This is a genomic window from Rhodococcus sp. ENV425, from assembly GCF_002887785.1.
Taxonomy (GTDB): domain Bacteria; phylum Actinomycetota; class Actinomycetes; order Mycobacteriales; family Mycobacteriaceae; genus Rhodococcus; species Rhodococcus aetherivorans.
The window spans coordinates 1-2,364 of sequence record NZ_PCZU01000107.1; the positions used below are offsets into that span (position 1 = coordinate 1).

3 protein-coding genes are annotated in these 2,364 nt (G+C 72.2%); all 3 read left to right on the plus strand.

Going from position 1 to position 2,364, the window contains the following annotated elements; translation table 11 throughout:
• Positions 1 to 130: 130 nt before the first annotated feature.
• The 3 genes from CQZ88_RS08650 to CQZ88_RS08660 all read left to right on the plus strand — a co-directional run bounded on the left by CQZ88_RS08650 (position 131) and on the right by CQZ88_RS08660 (position 2,349).
• Positions 131 to 529: a hypothetical protein gene (locus CQZ88_RS08650; protein WP_044475735.1), complete on the plus strand. Its 399-nt coding sequence runs from the start codon at positions 131 to 133 to the stop codon at positions 527 to 529.
• A 129-nt stretch (positions 530 to 658) separates the two neighbouring features.
• Complete coding sequence (locus tag CQZ88_RS08655) at positions 659 to 1,096, plus strand: SRPBCC family protein (protein WP_006933347.1); 438 nt, start codon at positions 659 to 661, stop codon at positions 1,094 to 1,096.
• A 32-nt stretch (positions 1,097 to 1,128) separates the two neighbouring features.
• Complete coding sequence (locus tag CQZ88_RS08660; protein WP_102799604.1) at positions 1,129 to 2,349, plus strand: ArsA family ATPase; 1,221 nt, start codon at positions 1,129 to 1,131, stop codon at positions 2,347 to 2,349.
• Positions 2,350 to 2,364: the final 15 nt, after the last annotated feature.

Below are 2,364 nucleotides of genomic sequence, written 5' to 3' on the forward strand. Positions count from 1 at the left end.
CCGAATGGCGGGGGGACGTGCTCGGTGCGAAACTGCGGCGCCTGCTGGCCTGACGCCCCGACCGGCCCGCGCGCCCGACCGACCCGGCCCCCTGGACGAGCCGGAACCGGCGGTGTGTGAAGCTTTCCCCGTGAGCAGCATTCAGGTGGCCGATCAGACCTTCGTCGCCGCGGCGCCGCGGCGGATCGCGGCCGAGATCGCCGAGCCCCGCCGCTGGCGTGCGTGGTGGCCCGACCTGGCTCTGACGGTCCGCGAGGACCGGGCCGACAAGGGCATCCGGTGGTCGGTCGCCGGCGCGCTGAACGGCACGATGGAGGTCTGGCTCGAGCCGATGCTCGACGGCGCGATCGTGCACTACTTCCTGCACTGCGAACCGACCGGGGTGCCGCCGGAGCGGGTGGGCGAACTCGACCTCGCCACGATGAACCACCGGCGTCGCGTCGCCGGCAAGGCCATGACCTTCGACGTCAAACGGCGACTGGACGCGGGCCGCGCCGCCGGCGAACCGCCCCGGGACGGAAATCCCTGATCCGACGGCCGAGCACCTGCAGGCGACGAGCCCTCCCCGGAACTACTACGGTGTGATAGACAACGGTTCCCGCGTGTGCCGACCGGTGGGACGGACGGCGGGGACAGAGGGAAAGGAAGCGTTGGTCGCATGGCCGAGAAGACCAAGAGGTCGATCACCATCGATGCTCCGTCCGATCGGGTGATGGCCGTGATCGCCGACTTCGACGCGTACCCCGCCTGGGTTTCGGCGGCGAAGTCCGTGGAAGTGCTCGCCGTCGAGTCCGGGGGACGCGCGGAGCGGGTCCGGTTCGTGCTCGACGCAGGGGTGGTGCGCGACACCTACGAGCTGGTCTACCAGTGGGCCCCGGACGGCCGATCGGTCAGCTGGGAGCTCGTCGCGGGCGAGATCCAGAAGGCCCAGTTCGGCTCCTACATCCTGACCGAAGCGCCGGAGGGCGGCACCACCGTGTACTACGAGCTGACGGTGGACCTGACCATCCCGATGATCGGCCTGTTCAAACGAAAGGCCGAGAAGGTGATCACCGACACCGCGCTGAAGGAACTCAAGAAGCGGGTGGAAGGCTGAGCGGGCACGCCGGGCGGCCCGGCCCCGCCGCCGTGCAGCTCTTCGTCGGCAAGGGGGGCACCGGCAAGACGACCCTCGCGGCGGCGACCGCCCTCGCGGCGGCTCGTTCCGGGGTTCGCACCCTCGTGGTCTCCCTCGATCAGGCGCACTCGCTGACGGATGTGTTCGCCGTCGACCCGGCGACGCCGGGATCCGTCGATGCGCGCATCGTCCCGGTCACCGGCGGCCTCGACACGCTGGAGATCGATTCGCTCGCCCTGCTCGAGCAGCGCTTCGCGCTCCTGGCCGCGCTCGCCGCCGCCGGCGGCGCCCACGAGCACGGCGACCGGTTCGGCATCCCGGCACCCGAGGAAGTCACCGGGCTGCCCGGCGTGCAGGAGATCCTCGCCCTCGGCGAGGTGGCCCGCCTGGCCGACGCGGGACGCTGGGACGCGGTGATCGTCGACCTCCCCGCGTCCGCGGACGCCTTCCGCACGCTCGCCGCGCCGGCGACGGTGTCGGAGTACATCGAGCGGATCTGGCCCCGGCACAGCCGAATCGTCGCGGCGACGGGTGCCGACCCGCGTCTGGCCCTGGTCGTGGCGCTCGTCGACCGCGTCGTCGACCACACCGCGACCGTGCGGGACCTGCTCGCCGACCACTCCCGCACCTCGGTCCACCTCGTCGCCACCGCCGATCGACTCGGCGTCGCCGAGGCGCGGCGGCTGCGGTCCTGGACGGCCCTGTCCGGTCTGCGGCTGGCGCGCGTGCTCGTCAATCGGACCGTCCCGGACTTCCCGGTGGACGAGGCCGGGCCCGCCGCGACCTGGCTCGCCGAGCAGCGCGGGGGGCAGCGCCGGATCGTGGCGGAGATCGAGACGATTCTCGGCGCCGTCGCCGTGGTCGAGTGCGAGCAGCGATGCACCGAACCGGTAGGGTTGGCCTCTCTGGCGGCGCTTGCGGAGTCGCTGTACCCGGACGGCGTGGCGCCGCATACGCCGGAGGATTCCGGCGTGGAGCCGGTGCGGGTACAGCGCGAATCGGGGACAGGGGTGGATGCGGTGTACACGATGCGGATGCATCTGCCGCTGGCGGACGCGGCATCGCTGACACTCGGCCGGGTGGACGACGACCTGGTGATCGGCGCCGACGGGATGCGTCGCCGGGTGCGGCTCGCGTCCGGTCTGCGGCGCTGCACCGTCTCCGGCGCCGAGTTCGAGGGATCCGACCTGCTGGTGCGGTTCCGTCCCGATCCCGCGGTGTGGCCGCAGTGAGCGCCGATCACGACG